Origin of the sequence: Streptomyces hyderabadensis, from assembly GCF_020404845.1 — a bacterium.
Taxonomy (GTDB): Bacteria; Actinomycetota; Actinomycetes; order Streptomycetales; family Streptomycetaceae; genus Streptomyces; species Streptomyces hyderabadensis.
Genome location: NZ_JAIOJZ010000049.1, coordinates 14,099 through 31,318 on the forward strand (window position 1 = coordinate 14,099; position 17,220 = coordinate 31,318).

Genomic DNA, 17,220 nt, shown 5'->3' on the forward strand with positions numbered 1-17,220 from the left:
TTGTCATCGGGTGAGCACCTGAACCCCGGCGCGTGCGACATTCACAGGGCGGCAGCGGCACGGCGCGGACGTTTCGGACTTGGCAGCAGGTGACTAAGCCGAATCGCGATTCACTCACCCCGGAAACAGCTTGTTCCAGTTTTAAAAGAATCATGGACCTCCGCATTGTTCGGCTATGTTTCCGGCGAGTAACGTCACGGCGCAATGCAGGTCAACCCTCAAGGAGACCGAGTCATGAAGAAGAGCATCAGAAGGTCGGCCCTCGTGGTGTGTGCGGCCGCGTCGGCGCTCGGCCTCGCCGCCGTCCCCTCCTCGGCGGTGCCCTCCACGGTGTGGACGGTCAGCCCCTCGCCGGCCGCCTTCAAGGCCGTGAACGTCGGCAACATCGTGCTCACCGCCACCATCCCCATGACGTGCACGACCTCGACCGCGGCCGGGACCATGGCGAGCACCACCGGCAACCCCGGGGACGTCGCCGACATCACCACCATGAACTTCGGCGCGTCCGGCTCGCCGTGCACCAGCGTCCTGGGCAACGTCACCACCACGTCGATCACGCCGTGGGACGTCATCGCGGTGGACTACACCGCCTCCACCGGTGTCACCAAGGGCTACGTCGGCAACGTCAAGGCCAACGTGACCGCCGGCGCGTGCAAGTTCACGGTGACGGGCCAGGCCTCCGGCACGTACACCAACTCCACCGGCATCCTGGCGATCAACAGCACCGCCGGTGAACTGACGGTCACCAACCCCGTCAACTGCGGTGCGGTCGTCACGACCGCCACCAAGCCCACCTTCAAGGGCAACTACGCGGTCACGGTGGCGAGCACCGGCGCCATCCCCACCATCGTCGGCTCCAACCCGTAGGCCGCCGACCGGTCCCGTCCGCCCGGCCGGCACCCCGGCCGGGCGTTCGCAGGCCCCGTGCCCCGCGCCCGAGCAGACCGGCGCCCTGTCCGAGCCATCCGAGCGGAGTCGTATGAAAGCCACGCCAGCCGCCGCCCCGCGGCCGTCCCGGGCCCGTGCCCGCACCACGTCGATCGCCGCGTTCGTCGTGCTCGCCGCCCTGGTCCCGACCACGGCCACCGCCTCGGGCACCCAGGAGGTCGAGGCCGAGCTCCCCTACGTCTGCACCCTCCCCTCGGGGCAACTGCCCGCGACGGTCCGGGTCTCGGCGGACTTCCCGGAGCGGGCCGGGGCGGGCGAGGCGTTCACGCCGTCCGACGTCACCACCACCGTGGAACTCCCGGCGGAGGCGGTCGCGGACCTCACCGCGCGCGACGCGGCCGAGGTACGGGCGGCCACCCGGCTCACCGTCGGCGTCGCCCAGAACTCGGCCACCGCCACGGCGACCTGGCGGGGCGAGTCCGAGCCGGTCGCGCTGCCCGGGTCGGGGCCGCTGACGCTGGTCGCGCGGGGCGAGGTGCCCTCGGTGGCCGGCCGGAGCGACGGCGACCTGACCTTCTCCGCGGGCGCCCTCGCGATCGACCTGGCGCTCGGGGCGGCCGGCCCGGCCACCACGGACCCCGGCTCGCTGACCGTCGACTGCGCCCTCGCCGAGGACGCACCCGGCCAGGGGCTGCTGGCCACCGTACCGGTCGGCACGGACGAGCAGGCACCGAGCGGTTCGCCGTCCTCGCCGGGGCCGGCCGAGTCCTCCGGGGCGCCGGAAGGCGACGGAGCGCCGGACGCACCGGGAGACCGGCGGCCGGAGCGGCAGTCCGAGCGCTCGCCGAAGGTGCTGGAGAACACCCCGGGCGCCGCCGCGGACCGCGACGACGTCCCGCCGTGCCGCTACGACGAGCAGCACCCGCCCACGGACGTCTCGCTCAACGCCTACATCACCGGCTACGCCAACGTGAAGAAGATGAAGGGCGCCGCGTACCTCCCGCCGTCCTGCGTGCTGATCGAGCAGGGGCTGCCCGTGCCGGGTCCGCCCGACCCGGAGTACCTGATCTTCGACACCGTGTCGTACGCGAACTTCCACTACCGGGAGCGCAAGCAGACACCGCCCTTCGAAGCGACCTTCCTGTCCTTCGACTTCGCCCCGGTGAAGGCCACCATGGTGCTGGAGCAGACGGGCCCCATGCGGATCGACTCGCGCATGAAGATACGGCTGTCCGACTTCACCACGATCACCGACACCTACGTCCGGGCCCCGCTGGTCCTGCACGTGCTGGACCTCGAGGTCAACGGAACGCCCCTGGACGTCGGTTCCGGGTGCCGGACCGAGACGTCCCTCACCTCCGCGGACCCGGACCCCGCGAACTTCCCCGGTGACCACCTGGTGCTGTACGGCCGGGGCGAGCAGATCGTCGGCCTGCCGGCCACCGGCTACCTGCTCCTGAGCGGCGGCGCGCTGTCCGGCGAGGTGACCATCCCCGCCTTCACCGGCTGCGGCAGCGACGGTGAGGACCTCGACCGCCTGCTCACCGCCTCCGTCTCGGGTCCGGGCAACTACATCAAGCAGGTCCAGGGCCAGACGTGCGCGATCGCCGCCCCCGTCTTCCCGAGCCCTGAGAACGAAGGCCAGTGCACCGAGGACCTCCAGCCCTACGAGATCCCGGTCGCCGAGCGCTGATCCCCGTCTCCCACCTCCACGGAAGGCCACCACCATGCCCCGGATCTCCACCCGCACCCGGCTCGCCACCGTCTCCGCGCTGACCGCCCTCGGCGCCTTCGCCTCGCTGGGCACGGCCACCGCGGCCGACCCCGCGCTGAACGGCGAGTGGGCGCCCTTCACCCGCTGCCCCGTGGACGCCCCGGCGATGCTGGCCGCCGACGGCATCGACAAGACCCCGCAGTGCGTGGTGTCCACCTCGGCGAGCGGCACCATCAAGCTGGGCGACACCACCGTGACGACCGGCAGGACCAACCTCCAGATCGGCGTCGTCCAGAACGCGGACGGCACCAGCAGCGTGGTGGCCCCCGCCTCCGGCGCGCTGGTCGCCGAGCCCGCCACCGTGCCCGGCGGACTGCTCGGCCTGATGTGTCCCAGCGACATCTTCGTGATCACGGGCATCTGCGAGTCGCTGGAGAACTCCAGCCTCAACAAGATCACCGCGACCATGGAGTCGGTCGGCGCGCCGTACGCCTTCGACCAGACCGCGGGCGTCCTCACCGACCTGCCCATCGTCGCCCTGCCGGTCCGCATCCATCTGGAGAACCCGCTGCTGGGCGACAAGTGCTACATCGGGACGGCCGCCAACCCGATCGTGCTGCGCCCGGAGAACCGCAACCTCCCCGACTTCGGCATGACCTTCTACCAGGGCGACGGCACCGAGGACCCGGCCGGCGAGATGAGCCGGATCAACCTCACCGGCGCCACCCAGAACGACAGCGGCTTCGCGGTGCCCGGCGCCACCGGCTGCGGCCTGAACGTCGGCCTGATCAACGCCGCGGTGAACGCGAAGACCGGGCTGCCCTCCCCCGCCGGGAGCAACAGCGTCACGCTCAACGACACGCAGACCCATCTCACCGGACTCAACGCACCCGGCACCGTCGTCCCCGACGCCGGCAAGGTCCTGGCCGAGAACTGGCACTCCGCCGTCAAGTAACAGCCACGTTCCCCCACAACGGGGGCACGTTTCCTCCTCAAGAGATGTACATCACACGGAAGTTGATTTACCGTCTGCTTGCCAGACCGGTGAACGCCACGTGGACCGGTCCAGGCTCCGCCCGCCGCGGGCGGGGCCCGGTCGGCCCACCCCACCGGACATGTCGACGGCAAGGGATCACTCATGCCCGCAATCGCGCGTCCCACGGTGCTCGGTGAACCGCTCGACCCCCTCCCCAAGAAGTTCGCGGCCTTCATGCGCCCCCTGCTCCCGGGCCTGCTGAACGAGATACGCACCGAGGTCACCCGCAGCTATCCGGTGTACGGCAGGCTGCTCAACGGCCCGGACGGGGACGCGATCCGCCAGGGCGTCGAACAGGCCCTCACCGCCTTCGTGGACCGGGTGGCCGACCCCACCAGCAGTTCCGAGCTGCGGGACGAACTGCTGCGCAGGTTCGGCCGGGTGGAGGCCTACGAGGGCCGCGACCTCGAAGTCCTGCAGGGCGCCTACCGGCTGGGCGCCCGCATCGCGCTGCGCCGGGCCAAGACCCTGGGACGCCAGTACAGCCTCTCCCCCGCGCTGATCCTCGCCTTCGCCGACGCCCTCTTCGCGTACGTCGAGGAACTGGAGGCGATCACCCGCGAGGGGTACGCGGAGGTGCGGGAGCGGGCCGCCTCCGAGGAGTCGGCGTTACGAAGACAGTTACTGCACTTCCTGCTGGCCGCCTCGCCGCTGCCCCGGACGGCCGTCTCCGAACTGTGCAAGACCGCCGCCTGGGAACTGCCCCGCTCGTGCTTCCTGGTCGCCCTGCAGTCCCCGGCGCCGGAGCACATCCAGGCGGGACTCGACCGGGACGTCCTCGCCGACCTGGACATCCCGCAGCCGCACCTGCTCGTGCCCGGCGACCTCACCCCCGCCCGCCTGGACATGCTCCGCACCGCCCTGGCCGGGACCCGCGCGGCGGTGGGCCTGACCGTGCCGATCACCCAGGCCGCCGACTCCGTGCGCTGGGCCCGCCGGGTGCTGCAGCTCGTTGACGACGATGTCATACCCGACGCCCCGCTGGTCCGCTGCGAGGACCACCTGACGACCCTGTGGCTGCTGTCCGACCCCGCCCTGGTCGACCGGATCGCGGCCCGTGAACTGGCCCCGCTCGACGAGTTGCCCGCCAGGCGGCGCGACCGGCTCGTGGAGACCCTGCGCGTGCACGTGTCCACCCGGGCGCCCGCGGAGCAGGTCGGCGAGATGCTGGGCGTGCACGCGCAGACCGTCCGCTACCGGCTGCGGACGCTGGACACCCTGCTGGGCGACCGGCTCGCCGACCCCGACCACCGCTTCGCCATCGAGGTGGCCCTGCGCTCGCTGCACCTGCGGGGGCACGACGAGACTCAGTGACGCCCGCGGCAGCGGCGGTTGCCGTCCGGGAAACGGCGGGTGCCCGAGTTGACCGGCGCGTGAATTCGAACCGGACAGTCACCGCGGCCAGGCCCGCCGCGGCCCCGCCCCCGTCACCATGGCCTCCCATGTCACCGTCCTGAGGGGGAGCCGGGCGTGAGTCTGTCCTGGGGTTCCGTGGCCGCCGTGCTGGGTCTGGCCGTGCCGGTCGCGGCCGCGCTGTGGGAGTTCGTGCTGGCGGGCCGCAAACGGCTCGGCTACCGCGTCCAGTTGGACACCACGATCCGGGACTCGGCCGCCTCGGGGCCCGACACCACGGTGCTGCAGCGCATGCAGTGGGACGGCACGAACCTGCGCGACCCGTCGGTCGTGCTGCTGCGGATCGAGAACGCGGGCTGGAGCCCCGTGGTGGCCGGCGACTACGTCGCTCCCGCCAGCGACCCCGTGGGCATACGCATCGCCTTCCCCGGCCGCCGCGTGGTCGGCATGGCCGTCACCGAGCGCAGCCCCCAGGTGCCGCCCACCTTCTTCGTGCCGGGGGCCGAGGGGTTCGAGACCACCGGCCGGGAGATCAAGCTGCCCAAGGTGATCCTCAACCGCCGGGCGCACTACAAGGTCCTGGCCGTCCTGGACCGCGAAGAGGGCTTCACCGAGCCCGAGTTCCCCGAGCCGGAGGTGACCGCGGGGATCGTCGGCGGGGTGCGCGGCGGGAACATCAAGAAGACCGCGTACTACCCCTTCGCCTCGCGCCAGGTCCGCTGGCTGCTCGCCTCGCTCATCCTGGTGAGCGCCACCCAGTCCGCCTTCACCCTGGCCGGGAGCGAGGACGCGGCCGCGCCGCTGGACTGCGCCGCCGGGACCCTGCACCTGTCGGGCTCCACGGCCTTCGCGCCGGTGCTGCGGGAGGCCGCACGGCAGTACGAGCGGACCTGCCCCGACGCCCGCATCCCGCTGACCGCCACCTCCTTCAAGGGCAGCGTCGACGGGCTCGACACGCTCGCCGCGGCCGGTGCGGACACCCGGCCGCCGGACGGCCGGGGCCTGGGCGACCGGCTGGCGTTCAGCGACGGACCGAAGTCCGACGGCCGCCCGCGGCTGCTGCCCAGGCCCGTCGCGCTGTCCCTGTTCACGCTGGTCGTGCACGAGGACGCCGGGGTCGAGGACCTGTCCCTGAAGCAGGTACGGGACATCTACGCCGGGCGCGTCACCAACTGGAGCCAGGTCAAGGGCAACGACGTGCCCGTTCACCTGGTCAGCCGGAACCCCGGCTCGGGCACCCGCACCACGCTGGAACAGCAGGTCCTGGGCGGCCGTCCGCTCCCCGCGGTCACCACGCCCGACTGCGCGGGCCTCGACCGCGGCCGGCCGGGCCGCTGCGAGGTGGGCGGCACCGGGACGCTGCTGGACACGGTGGCCTCGACCCCGGGGGCCCTCGGGCACAGCGAGGTCGGCGCCGCCGCCGCGCGCGACGACGTGCGGCAGATCCGCATCGACGGCTACCCGGCCACCCTGGAGGGCGCCGACGAGGGCGCCTACCCGTACTGGCAGACGGAGATCGCCTACACCTACGGCGAACCGCCGGCCGACTCCATCGCGGCGGGCTTCCTGCGCTACCTCGCCGACGAGGTCGGCAAGGACATCGTCCGCTCGAAGGGTCACCGCCCCTGCGCCGAGCTGGACAAGCCGCTGCTGTGCCGGCCGGACGGCGCGCCCGCCGCGAGGTGACCGCGGCGGGCGCCGGCGGTCCGCTCAGGACTGGGGGCACTCCTTCCACGCCAGGTGGTACACGGTGCTGATGTCGCCGTCCGTCGAGTCCATGGTCATGAAGCTCACCGCGCCGGGGTCGGACGTGCCGGTGCTCACCCGCAGCTCGGTGTTGATGTTGAAGTTGCGCTGCACCCCGCAGGGCGCCCAGACCAGCTGCGCCCAGTCGGTGCTGTCGGTGGCCTGCCAGTTGTCGTCGTACGGGCCGTCGAAGGGGTGGCTGCGGTACTCCGTGTTCGGTGAGCCCTGGAAGTAGTACGAGGCCCGCTGGGTGCCCTTCGCGCCGGGCTGGAGGGCGGCGAAGCCGCGGTAGTCCGCGCTGGCGACGGCGTAGGTGAAGCCCTGCGGGACGTGGACGAGCAGGTTGAGCTGGCAGTTCTTGCGGAAGTCGGTGGGCGCGGAGGCGCCGCCCGCCTGGGCGAGGTAGTCGCTGTAGGTGACGGTGAAGGCGGTGTTGTCCTCGGAGACGGCGACCGCCGCCGTGCCCTGCGGACAGCCGGAGCCGTTCACCGTGGCGACCTTGATGACGATCTTGTCCGGCGGCGGGTCCTCGAACCCGCCGGAGGACTGGTGCTGCGCGGGCAGCACGGAGGTGAGGAGCGCGGCGATCGTGCCGCTCAGGAGCAGGCCGGTGGCCATGGGTCTCCCATCCCGTTCGGTGGGGGGTGGATGTGGTTGAATGCGTCCGCCATCTACACCTGGTGCGCACATGACATTCACGGAACGGTCGCATGGTAGGGAGCCCCGCCGGGGGCGGACAGGTACTCCCCCGGCCATTCACACCGGCCGGTTCCCACCGTGCGCGCGGGCGTCCGCGCCCGGGGCCCGGGCCGCGTCGGGGCCGGCGCCGGACGGGTCACCCCTCCAGAAATGTGTGCGGTCCGCACCACCGCGATCCTCGTACCGACCCCCGGGGCGTCCGCTGGGACAATGGCCCGGCACAGGCGTCCCGGGCAGCCGACGGGACCAGAGGTACCGCGCGCAACAGGAGAGGCTCCCTTGGAGCTCAGCAGGCCCAACAGACTCGGCAGACGAGCGTTCAGCGCCCTCGCGGGCACCACCGTCCTCGGTCTCGCGCTCGGCGGCAGCGTGAGCAGCGCGGCACTGCCCTACTCCGCCGGTCCCGGCCCCGTGCCCACCGGGCCGCCGCCCGGCCCGCCCGGCGCCGACGGGACGCGCCACCGGGTCGCCCTGGACCGGTACTCCCTGCTGGTGGACGGCAGGCGGCTGGCCCTGTGGTCCGGCGAACTGCACCCCTTCCGGCTGCCGAGCCCGTCCCTGTGGCGGGACGTGCTGCAGAAGCTGCGGGCGTACGGCCACAACGCGGTCAGCGTCCGCCTCGCCTGGAACCAGCACTCCCCGGCGCCCGGCAGGTACGACTTCACCGGCGTGCGCGACCTCGACCTGTTCCTGCGCACGGCCGCCGAGTGCCACCTGTACGTCGTCCTGCACCCCGGCCCGTACATCGGCGCCGACGTGGACGCCGGGGGCCTGCCGGGCTGGCTGACGGCGGCGGGGGCCCGGGCCAGGACCACCGACCCGGCCTACCTGCGCCACGCCGACGAGTGGCTGAGCCGGGTCAACGCGATCGCCGCCCGCCACCAGTTCACCCGGGGCACCGGCACCGTGCTGCTCTACCGGGCCGACACCCCCGGGCGGGCCGACCTGGACCACCTGCGCGAGCGGCTGAGCGCCGACGGCGTCGAGGTGCCGCTGCTGCACGCCGGCTCCCCGCTCACCTGGCAGGAGCCCGGGCCGGTCCGGGACGCCGCCGAGGCGCGGCGGGTGCACTTCGACCGGCTGGCGCACGGGAGCACGCTGCACAACGTCCGGATGGCCTTCGGCGGCACCTCGTGGGGCTGGCTGCCCGCCCCGTCGGCGCCCTCCCCGACGTACGACCCCGCCGCCGCGATCGACGAGGCGCGGCGGCCCACGCAGAAGCTCGCTCCGCTCCACCAGCTCGGCCAGCTCCTGCGCCACGTGCCGGACTTCGCCCGGATGACCGAGGCCCCGGCGGTGCGGGCCACGGACCGCCGGATCCGGGTGCGGCACCTGGCCAACCCGGACACCGGCGCGCACGCCTACGTGCTGCGCAACGACTCCGCCGCCGACGTCACCTCGAAGCTGCCGATGGGCGGCACCGACGTGGAGGTCACCGTCCCGGCCCGGGACGCCAAGCTGCTCGCCACCGGGCTCCACCTGGGCGCCGGGCGCAGGCTCGCCTACGCCACGGTGCAGCCCATGCTGTCGCTGAGCGTCGGGAAGCTGGACATCGCCGCGTTCGTCGGGCGGGCGGGCGAGACGGCGCACCTGGTCCTGGACTGCCCGGACGAGCCGTGGCCGACCCGGCTGGACGAGGAGGCCGCCTGGACCTTCGACCACGGCGAGCTGCACGTGATGGTGCCGCTCGAGGAGGACCGGCTGACCCGGGTGCGGGTACGCAGCGGCGAGACCGACCGCACGCTGCTCCTGCTCTTCGCCGACGACGCCGCCTCGCTGCGGCTGTGGCCCTACGAGACCCCGTCGGGCCGGGTCCTGGTGCGCGGCCCCGAGCTGCTGCGCGAGGCCGCCCTGGACGGTGCCACCATCCATCTGACCGGTGACACGGTCGGCGAGCGCGAGCTGGAGGTGTGGACGCCGCCCGGCATCACCGACGTCACCTGGAACGGCGAGCGGGTGCAGTCGGGCCTCGGCCGCGCCCTGAGCCTGATGACGGTGTGGCCGCTGCCGGGCGTGCCCGAGCTGGTCCTGCCCGCCCTCGACGGCTGGCGGCGGCGCACGGAGGACTTCGAGCGCGAGCCCGGCTACGGCGACGAGGGCTGGACGGTCGCCGACCGGCGCACCTCGCACAGCACGACGCCGGTCCCCGACGGGCAGCCGGTGCTCTTCGCCGACGACTACGGCTTCCACTACGGCGACGTCTGGTACCGCGCCCGGCTCACCGGCGCCCCGGACCTGGAGTCGGTGTCGCTGTCGTACAGCACGGGCGCGCACGGGCTGCTGATGGCCTGGCTGGACGGGGAGCCGCTGGGCACCCACCGGCCGGGCGGGCCGGGCGACGGGAAGGGCACGTGGACGGCCACGGCGGACTTCCGGCTGCCGCGGGACCTGCGCGCGTCCCTGCGCGCGCGGCACGGCGCGGACGGCGGACCCGCCGTGCTCTCCGTCCTGGTCCGGCGCACCCAGCACGGCCAGGACGCGTACCGGGCGGCCCGCGGCCTGACCTCGGCCCGCTTCGAGGGTGCCTCGCCCGACGTGCGCTGGCGGATCATGGGCGCGGCCGCCCCCGACCCGGTGCGCGGGCCGCTCAACCACGGCGGGCTGTACGGGGAGCGCCACGGCTGGCACCTGCCCGGGTACGACGACGGCGGCTGGGAGCCGGGGTCCCCGGCGGATGCGCGGGACGAGGTCCGGCGCCAGGGTGTGACCTGGTTCCGGACCACGTTCCGGCTGGACGTCCCGCCGGAGACGGACGCCTCGGTCGGTCTGGTCGTCGGCGACGCCCGGGCCCGCGGCGTGCGCGCCCAGGTCTTCCTGAACGGCTGGAACATGGGCGAGTACGTGGGCGACCGGGAGGCCGCCCCGCACACCTTCGTCCTGCCGAACGGCATCCTGCGCACCCGCGCCGCCGCCAACACCCTGGCCCTCGCGGTGCTGTCCGACGGCGGCACGGCGCCGGGGCCCGGCCCGGTCCGGCTGGAGCTGCTGGGCAGCGCGGCCGGCGGGGTACCGGTGAAGCCGGTCGCCTCCCCCGGCCGGCGCGGCTGACCCGGCAGCAGGCCCCGGGGCCGGCTCAGCGCAGCCGGATCACGTTCCAGGACAGCGGCTCCAGGGCGGCGGTGAGCCTGCCGTCGGCCAGGGTCGTGCCGTCCACCCGGTGCGGGACGACGCGCTCGGGTTCGGCGAGGGTGTTGCGGGCGTCGGGGTCGGCGTCCGCGAGGGCGCTGTGCTCGACGACCCGTGTGAGGTCCAGGCCGCTGAGGGCGACCTCCAGCGGGAGGGCCTCGGTGCGGGAGCGGTTGACCGCGAAGACGGTGACCGAGCCGTCCCCGGCGCGCACCGCGGTGGCGTGCAGGAGGTCGGCCTCGCCGTACTTCGCGGTGTCGTACGTCGGGGAGTCCACGCGGACGTCAAGGACCTCGCCGCGGCCGTACTTCGAGGCCTGGGAGAAGGGGAAGAAGGTGGTCTGGCGCCAGGCCGGGCCGCCCGGCTCGGTCATGATCGGGGCGATGACGTTGACGAGCTGGGCGAGGCAGGCGACGGTGACCCGGTCGGCGTGCCGCAGCAGGGCGATCAGGAGCGAGCCGAAGACGACCGCGTCCAGGACGCTGTAGTTGTCCTCCAGCAGGCGCGGCGCCTCGGGCCAGTCGAGGGCGCTTACCTGGGCCTCGGTCCGGCTCATGTACCAGACGTTCCACTCGTCGAAGGAGAGGTTGATCCTCTTCTTGGACTTGAGGCGGGCGCCGACGTGGTCGCAGGTGGCGACGACGTTCTCGATGAAGGACTCCATGTCCACGGCGGAGGCGAGGAAGGAGTCGACGTCCCCGTCGTGCGGTTCGTAGTAGGCGTGCAGGGAGATGTGGTCGACCAGGTCGTAGGTCTCCTTCAGTACCGTCGCCTCCCAGGCGGCGAAGGTCTCCATCGCCTGGCTCGACGACCCGCAGGCGACGAGTTCGACGTCCGGGTCGATCTGGCGCATGGCGCGGGCGGTCTCGGCGGCGAGACGGCCGTACTCCTCGGCGGTCTTGTGGCCGGTCTGCCAGGGGCCGTCCATCTCGTTGCCCAGGCACCACAGCCGGATGCCGAAGGGGTCCTTGTCGCCGTGCTCGGCGCGCAGGTCGGACAGCGCCGTGCCGGCGGGGTGGTTGGCGTACTCCTGGAGTTCCAGGGCCTCCGCCACGCCCCGGGTGCCGAGGTTGACGGCCATCATGGGTTCGGCCTCGGGGCCGATCTTCTTCAGGAAGGCGATGTACTCGGAGAGGCCGAAGCGGTTGGTCTCGGTGGAGCGCCAGGCCAGGTCGAGGCGGCGCGGGCGGTCGGCCACCGGGCCGACCGAGTCCTCCCACTTGTAGCCGGAGACGAAGTTGCCGCCGGGGTAGCGCACGGCGGTGACGCCGAGTTCCCGGACCAGCTCCAGCACGTCCTGGCGCAGGCCCTCGGCGTCCGCGGTGGGGTGGCCCGGTTCGAAGACGCCGGTGTACACGCAGCGGCCGAGGTGTTCGACGAAGGAGCCGAACAGACGGGGGTTGACGGCGCCGACGGTGAAGGCGGGGTCGAGGGTGAAGCGGGCGGGGCGCATCTTTTCCTTTCGGGGGTTGTGTTTTGTCTGCGGGTGCGTGGGGGCTGGTCGCGCAGTTCCCCGCGCCCCTCACAGGGGCGCGTCACTGACCGGCGAGTCCGGTATGGGCGACGCCCGCCACGATCTGGCGCTGGAAGAAGACGAAGACGACGATCAGCGGCAGGCCCGCCATCAGGCCGCCGGCCATGAGCTGGGCCCACTGGATGCCGTAGGAGTTCATGACGGTCGCGATGCCGTTCGGCATGGTCATCAGGTCGGGGTTGTTGGTGACCATGTAGGGCCACAGGAAGTTGTTCCAGGAGCTGATGAAGGTGAAGATGCCGACCGCCGCGAGCGAGGGGCGGGACAGCGGCACGATGATCGTGAAGAAGACGCGCCAGCGGCCCGCGCCGTCGATGAAGGCGGCCTCCTCCAGCTCGCGCGGGATGCCCTGGAAGAACTTGTAGAGGATGTAGACCATTGCGGCGGGCGCGCACTGCGGCAGGATCATGCCCCAGTAGGTGTCGACCATCCCCATCTGCTGGACGGTGGTGAACAGCGGGACGCCGAGCACGGCCGGGGAGACCATCAGGCCCGTCATCACCACGCCCATCAGGACGCCCTTGCCGCGGAACTCGGTGCGGGCGAAGCCGTATCCGGCGAGCGCGGCGACCAGCAGCACGATCGCGGTCACGCAGACGGACACGACCAGCGAGTTGACGAACCAGTCGGTGATGTTGCCGGTCTCGAAGAGGGCCGTCCAGGCCTGGCCGGTCCAGTCGTGCGGCAGCCAGTGCGTGGGCACCTCGACCGCCTCGGTCTCCGACTTGAGCGAGGTGAACAGGGCCCAGGCGAGCGGGGCGAGGAACACCGCGGCGACGGCGGTGCCGAGCAGGGTGAGCACGATCTGGCCCGGGGTCCAGCCCCGGCGGGGGCGGGTGCGGGTGCGGGCCGGCGCTGCGGCGGTGGTCATCGGCCGCCCTCCTCACGGTTGCGCAGCAGCCACATCCGGGCGAGGGCGACGGCCGCGATGAGCACGAAGAAGATGATGGAGATCGCGGAGGCGTAGCCCACGCGGTAGCTGGTGAAGCCCTGTTCGAGCGTGTACTGCACGAAGGTGCGGGTCGAGTCCTCCGGGCCGGGACCGAAGTCCTGCATCACGACGGCCTGGTCGAAGACCTGGAGGGAGGCGAGGATCTGCAGCGCGATGACGAGGCCGGTGATGTTGCGGAGCATCGGCAGCGTGATGTGGACCGTGCGGTGCCAGGCGTTCGCGCCGTCCAGCTTGGCGGCCTCGTAGAGGTGGGCGGGGATGCCCTGGAGTGCGGCGAGGTAGAGCAGGAAGCTGAAGCCGACGGTCCACCACAGGGTGGTGATGACGACCGCGAGCATGGCGTACGACTTGTCGGTGAGCCACGGTGTTTCGAGGCCGAAGACGTGGTTGACCATGCCGGTGCCGGGGTTGAACAGCCACTGCCACAGGTTGGCGGCGACGGTGGACGGCAGCAGGAACGGCAGGAAGAAGCAGAGCCGCCACAGCCACTTGCCGCGCTCGATGTGGTGGGCCAGCAGCGCGAGCAGCAGGGCGAGGACGGTGATGCAGGGCACGACCAGCAGCGTGAAGTAGGCGCTGTGGCCGAGCGCGTCCCACATCAGGGGGTCCTGGAGGGCCTCGCGGTAGTTGTCGAGGCCGACGAAGCTCGCGCTGTCGCCCGAGATGTTGGCGTCGGTGAAGCTGAGGTAGAGGCCGCGCAGCAGTGGCCAGATCACGAACAGGGCGAAGAGCGCGAGGAACGGGGCGACGAACCAGCCGCCGTGCTGGAAGCCCTGCCCGTGGCGGACGCCGGCACTGTCGGCGGCGGTCCGGGCACGCGCCGGGCGGATGATCGTTTCAGCGCTGGTGGTGGTCATGCGCCGGCCCTTCCCTGTGCGGCGGTGCGGCCGTCCATGGGGTTCTTCATGGCGAGCAGTTCGGTGAGCGTGCTCTTCATCCGGCGGGCGGCGGCCTCGGGCTTCGCGGAGCCCGTCGTCGAGGAGACCACGATCGGGCCGACCCGCTGGGCGAGGATGCCGGTGGACCCGGCGAACCACACCTTGGGCTCGGTGGCCTGGTGGTCCATGGCGGAGACGTACTCGTTCTGCGGTTGCAGCCTGCGGTACGCGGCGGTGGACAGGGTCGGCGTGTAGGCCGGGATGTGCCCGCCGGCCGCCCACTGCCGGGCGTGTTTGACGACGTAGGCGGCGAGCCGGTGTGCGCCCTCGTTGGCGGCGCCGCCGCGGTCGGCCTGGTGCGGCAGGACGAAGGAGTGGGACTCGGCGTGGGTGGCCCGCCTGCCGAAGACGGGCGGCAGCGGGGTGGCGCCGTAGTCGAGCTTCGCGGCGTCGAAGACCGGCACGGACCAGTTGCCCTCCCAGCAGAAGGGCGAGCCGTTGACGAACTGCTCGGCACCGGCCCCGCCGCCGAAGGAGGGGTTGGCGTACCCGTCGGCGACGTGCTTGCGCAGGAACTCCAGGACCCGCACGGCCTTGTCGGTGTCGAAGGTGACCTCGGTGTCGGCGTCGTCGAACCAGGTGCCGCCGAGCTGGGTGTAGAAGGCGACGAAGAACCACCACTGGAAGTTCTGGTCGTTGTGCCACAGCCCGATGGTCTGCAGCCCCCTGGCGGTGGCCTTCCTGGCCTCCTTGAGCACGCCGAACCACTCGTCGGTGGAGGTGACGGGGACCATCCGGCCGTCGTCGCCGAGCAGTCCGGCCTTCTTCAGCACGTCCTTGCGGTAGAAGCAGAGCTGGACGTGGATGTCGAGCGGCAGCGCGTAGAGCTTGCCGTCGATGACGGCGCGCTTCCACAGCTCGGGGTTGAAGTCCTCCTCCTTCACGCCGTACTCGGCGAGCAGGGCGGGGTCCCAGGGGTCGAGGAGGCGGCCGGGCGAGAAGCCGGTGACCCGGCCGAGGTGCATGACGCCCAGGTCGGGGGCGCGGTTGCCGGCGGCGGCCATGGCGAGCTTGGTGTAGAACGGGCTGCCCCACTGGAGGGTGGAGTCCTTCACGTCGATGCCGGGGTTGTCCCTGCGGAAGGAGTCCAGCATCGCGATCATGTTGTAGCCGTCGCCGCCGCTGAAGAGGTTCCAGTAGCGGACCCGGGTGTCCGCCCCGGAGGCGAGCGCGTCGGCGCCGGTGCCGAGCGCCGCGAAGCCGAAGCTGCCCGCGACCGTCAGACCGCCGGCCGTGGCCAGAAAGTGCCTGCGATTCAGGCCAGGTCGTCCCATGCCCTGCCCCATCTATGTTCGAAATACCGAATGTCGCTCGTAACTTCGAACGGGAAACGTAGGTGGGAAGCGCTTGCACGTCAATGGTTCGGGCAGGATCCCGGGCAGGACTTTTCCCGGGGGCGCGGAGACGGCCCCGGACCTGCCGTGGAACTGGCCCCCGGGGCATGCCTCTTGGCATATTGCAGGGGTGAGCGGAGGACGGCCGGGGGGACGAGGAGACAGCGGTGCGTACCAGGAAGGAGATGCGTCGTCTCGCTGACGCCCTCATCGACCCCATCCGGGTGCCCGTGCCGGCCGATCCCGAGGTGCTGTTCGAGGCACTCGTCGCCTCCGTCAGCGCGTGGCGGGGCCGGGAGGTGGTGGTGCACCGGGCGGCCTTCCCGCCGCACACCGCGAGCGGACTGTGGCTGGAGCGGGAGAGCCACGACGACGTGGTGGTGGACGAACGCGCGGCCGTCTGGCACCAGATCGTGATCCTGTGCCACGAGGTGTGGCACATGAGCCGCCGTCGGGCCGAGGGGGCGGAGGACGGTACCGGCGACCGGCCCCGGCCGGTGGCCGCGCGCACCGACTTCTCGCTGGCCGAGGAGCAGGAGGCGGACCGCTTCGGCATGCTGATGGGCAGCCGGCTGCGCGCCTGGCTGGACGCCTCGACCGACTCGGTGTTCGCCGCGGAGAGCGGCGGCCCGGCCAGCCCGCAGAGCCTCGCCGGCCGTATCGGGGCCGCGCTCAACTACCGGGGGACGGCCCGGTGAACAGCCTGATCAACTACCTGAGTTGCGGAGCGCTCTGGCTCGGCCTCGCGGTGAAGGCCCCCGACCTGCTGCGGCACCGGCACGATCCGTATCTGCGGGCCATCTGCGCGGTGCTGGGACTGGCCGGGCTCTGCTTCCTGCTCGGGGCGCCTCCGACGGTCGGAGCCGTCAACCGGCTCAGCGGTGTGCCCAACCTCGCGGCGCCGCTCACCTACGCGGCGATCACCGGGTACTGCGCCGCCTCCCAGGTCCTGGTCGTCCACTGGCGCGGCGGGCCCCGGGTGCACCGCACCGCACGCCGGTGGACGCTCGCCTACGCCGCCGTGGTCCTCGGCATCGCGGTGACCTTCGCCCTCGGCGACGCGCCCGTGGAGCGCCGCACCGATCTGGACACCTACTACGCGACGACCCCGTTCATCGCCGAGATGATCGTGCTGTACCTGGTCGCGCACCTGACCGCGGTGACCGTCACGACGGTGTCGGCGCTGCGCTGGGCCCGGCAGGTGCGCGGCGGGCTGCGGGCGGGGCTGACGCTGCTCGGGGCGGGCGCGCTGTGCGGTGCCGGTTACAGCCTGGCCAAGCTCGTCGCGGTCAGTGCCCGCTGGTCCGGGCGCGACTGGTCGGCGCTGGACACCGCCGTCTCCCCGGTCGCCGCCGGTCTCGGGGCCCTGCTGATCGTCGTCGGGGTGCTGGTGCCGCTGGTGACGCCGCGGGTGGCCGAGTGGCGGCGCGCGTCACACGCGTACGCCCGGCTCGGCCCGCTGGAGCGGGCCCTGGACGACCTGCTCGACCGCCGGGCGCTGCGGCTGCCGCGCCCGCGTCCCGCCTCGCCCGCCACCCTCCTGATGTGGCGCCGGACCAGCATCCACAACGCGCTCGGCCGCCTGGACGCGTACTGCGACCGGGGCCTGTACGACCGGACCCGCGCCGACACGCTGGCGGCGACCGGGGACCCCGAACTGGCCCGGGCGCGGGCCTGGGCCGCGGTGATCCTCGACGCGCTGCGGCGGGAGGCCGGCCCCGGGGAGGCGCCGCCCCCGGGAGCCGGCCGTCCGCCGGCCCCGTCCCCGGACCCCGCGACCCTCGCGAGGATCGCCGACGTGTTCGCCGGCGCCGGGCGGGCCCCGGCCGCGTCCGCCGTGCCGCGCGGCAGGACGACGGCGGGCGCCGCGTGACGGGCGTACGCGGCGTGACGGGCCCAG

13 protein-coding genes are annotated in these 17,220 nt (G+C 72.6%); 8 read left to right on the forward strand and 5 right to left on the reverse strand.

Annotated elements, in window-relative coordinates; all coding sequences use genetic code 11:
• Positions 1 to 234 precede the first annotated feature (234 nt).
• The 5 genes from K7854_RS29340 to K7854_RS29360 all read left to right on the forward strand — a co-directional run bounded on the left by K7854_RS29340 (position 235) and on the right by K7854_RS29360 (position 6,677).
• The gene (locus K7854_RS29340; protein ID WP_226029578.1) at positions 235 to 867 is read left to right on the forward strand and encodes a hypothetical protein; all 633 of its coding nucleotides are present in this window, start codon (positions 235 to 237) and stop codon (positions 865 to 867) included.
• 112 nt (positions 868 to 979) lie between these two features.
• Complete coding sequence (locus K7854_RS29345) at positions 980 to 2,581, forward strand: DUF6801 domain-containing protein (RefSeq protein WP_226029579.1); 1,602 nt, start codon at positions 980 to 982, stop codon at positions 2,579 to 2,581.
• Positions 2,582 to 2,615: 34 nt separating this feature from the next.
• Complete coding sequence (locus K7854_RS29350; RefSeq protein ID WP_226029580.1) at positions 2,616 to 3,557, forward strand: hypothetical protein; 942 nt, start codon at positions 2,616 to 2,618, stop codon at positions 3,555 to 3,557.
• A 183-nt stretch (positions 3,558 to 3,740) separates the two neighbouring features.
• The gene (locus K7854_RS29355; protein WP_226029581.1) at positions 3,741 to 4,952 is read left to right on the forward strand and encodes a PucR family transcriptional regulator; all 1,212 of its coding nucleotides are present in this window, start codon (positions 3,741 to 3,743) and stop codon (positions 4,950 to 4,952) included.
• 156 nt (positions 4,953 to 5,108) lie between these two features.
• On the forward strand, positions 5,109 to 6,677 hold the full coding sequence (locus K7854_RS29360) for a substrate-binding domain-containing protein (protein WP_226029582.1): 1,569 nt from the start codon (positions 5,109 to 5,111) through the stop codon (positions 6,675 to 6,677).
• A gap of 24 nt (positions 6,678 to 6,701) precedes the next feature.
• Here the strand turns inward: K7854_RS29360 and K7854_RS29365 are convergent, their stop codons facing one another.
• Positions 6,702 to 7,355 carry a DUF4360 domain-containing protein gene (locus K7854_RS29365; RefSeq protein WP_226029583.1) on the reverse strand — a complete coding sequence of 218 codons (654 nt, stop codon included), beginning with the start codon at positions 7,353 to 7,355 and terminating at the stop codon, positions 6,702 to 6,704.
• Between the two features lie 360 nt (positions 7,356 to 7,715).
• Here K7854_RS29365 and K7854_RS29370 point away from each other — a divergent pair, with 360 nt between their 5' ends.
• Positions 7,716 to 10,484, forward strand: coding sequence for a beta-galactosidase (locus tag K7854_RS29370; protein ID WP_226029584.1), 2,769 nt, complete (start codon positions 7,716 to 7,718; stop codon positions 10,482 to 10,484).
• Positions 10,485 to 10,509: 25 nt separating this feature from the next.
• Here K7854_RS29370 and arfA read toward each other — a convergent pair whose 3' ends face one another.
• The 4 genes from arfA to K7854_RS29390 form a co-directional block, all read right to left on the reverse strand.
• Positions 10,510 to 12,015: an arabinosylfuranosidase ArfA gene (arfA, locus tag K7854_RS29375; protein WP_226029585.1), complete on the reverse strand. Its 1,506-nt coding sequence runs from the start codon at positions 12,013 to 12,015 to the stop codon at positions 10,510 to 10,512.
• A gap of 82 nt (positions 12,016 to 12,097) precedes the next feature.
• The gene (locus K7854_RS29380; protein WP_226029586.1) at positions 12,098 to 12,967 is read right to left on the reverse strand and encodes a carbohydrate ABC transporter permease; all 870 of its coding nucleotides are present in this window, start codon (positions 12,965 to 12,967) and stop codon (positions 12,098 to 12,100) included.
• On the reverse strand, positions 12,964 to 13,905 hold the full coding sequence (locus K7854_RS29385; protein WP_226029587.1) for a carbohydrate ABC transporter permease: 942 nt from the start codon (positions 13,903 to 13,905) through the stop codon (positions 12,964 to 12,966). The genes K7854_RS29380 and K7854_RS29385 overlap by 4 nt, the downstream gene beginning before the upstream one ends.
• Positions 13,902 to 15,260, reverse strand: a complete 1,359-nt coding sequence (locus K7854_RS29390) for an extracellular solute-binding protein (protein WP_226029588.1) — start codon at positions 15,258 to 15,260, stop codon at positions 13,902 to 13,904. The genes K7854_RS29385 and K7854_RS29390 overlap by 4 nt, the downstream gene beginning before the upstream one ends.
• 227 nt (positions 15,261 to 15,487) lie before the next feature.
• Here K7854_RS29390 and K7854_RS29395 point away from each other — a divergent pair, with 227 nt between their 5' ends.
• Positions 15,488 to 16,018 (forward strand): toxin, encoded by a 531-nt coding sequence (locus tag K7854_RS29395; RefSeq protein ID WP_226029589.1) that lies wholly within the window; start codon positions 15,488 to 15,490, stop codon positions 16,016 to 16,018.
• Complete coding sequence (locus K7854_RS29400; protein ID WP_226029590.1) at positions 16,015 to 17,193, forward strand: MAB_1171c family putative transporter; 1,179 nt, start codon at positions 16,015 to 16,017, stop codon at positions 17,191 to 17,193. Before K7854_RS29395 ends, K7854_RS29400 begins: the two co-directional genes overlap by 4 nt.
• Positions 17,194 to 17,220 lie beyond the last annotated feature (27 nt).